This window comes from Psychrobacter phenylpyruvicus DSM 7000 = NBRC 102152 (genome assembly GCF_000685805.1).
Taxonomy (GTDB): Bacteria; Pseudomonadota; Gammaproteobacteria; order Pseudomonadales; family Moraxellaceae; genus Psychrobacter; species Psychrobacter phenylpyruvicus.
Genome location: NZ_JMKP01000105.1, coordinates 1 through 1,074, shown reverse-complemented (window position 1 = coordinate 1,074; position 1,074 = coordinate 1). Strand labels below are relative to the sequence as shown.

Below are 1,074 nucleotides of genomic sequence, written 5' to 3'. Positions count from 1 at the left end.
TACCCCACTGTTTAGCCGCGTCCGTAACTGTTAATTTCAAGTGTCACTCCCTGCTAAATTGCTTTTTTTGAGCGTTCAATCATTGAACATTATTATACGTTTGACTTAGAGTGTATATTTTCAGGATACCCTTTTACTTAAGGGGGATGTGATTTGTTGCAGATATGGGAGGATAGTACTTCGTGAAGTGACAGTTTGAGGGTTTAATAAACGCAAACACCCAAAATAGTCTGTTATAAGTGGTTTTATTATAACGGTCTATTTTAGGTGGTCTATTAATATTTTATAAGGCGTTTTTAGATGGTTCCGCTAGGGTATACCCTAATAAGTTATCTGAAGATAAGTAAATGATTAAAATGAGAGAAGATGATGATGGATGAACGCATTCTTACACTTATAGAGGCTTTAGATTTATACACTAAAAGTAAATCAGAGATAAATTCTGTATTGAGATACTATGAAAGCGAAATTAAAAAAAGGTTAGCTTCTATAGAAAATCTAGATGCCGATAGCGCTAAAGAGATCATCAGAAGCCTTTTTGACCTTCAGAATGAGATTAGTATTGTTATTTATAAGTACAACTATCCAGTTAATGAATTTATAGGTAATTTTGTTTACGAGTTTGATCGGCAAGATGAAGAAAGTGTTGATTTTATATGCAAAAAATTGGTAACGAAATTATAGAAAGTGGTGGTGATTTATATATGCCCGAGAATGAAGAAAGATAAATGTATGGAAGTTAGGTCTGGTGTATTAATTTCATGTACACCACCAAGTACACTGTCATAATCTTGATGGCTGTATCTACTATCGTATATAGCACACAGCCAAAAATTCAAGTCCTCACTAGGGAGCCTAACCAGTGAAAGCACCTGATTGGTTCACCGCAGATATAATTAAATCAGATTCGATGGCTTGGGAATAGGTGTGCTAGCTCTTCTTATAAAAACAGCCTTCTACTAGTTTCCCACAATATATAAATAACCCCACTCTCAACACTTTTAGGGGTTGAAAAAAAATGACACCTCACTATCCTTAAAGTTTTCGACCAAGAAGACCAAGGACAATGAGATG

1 protein-coding gene is annotated in these 1,074 nt (G+C 34.8%); it reads left to right on the top strand.

Translation table 11 applies throughout. From position 1 onward, the window contains the following. Nucleotides 1-366: 366 nt before the first annotated feature. A complete protein-coding gene (locus G561_RS0113635; protein WP_028860008.1) occupies nt 367-684 on the top strand; it encodes a hypothetical protein in 318 nt (105 codons plus the stop codon). Nucleotides 685-1,074: the final 390 nt, after the last annotated feature.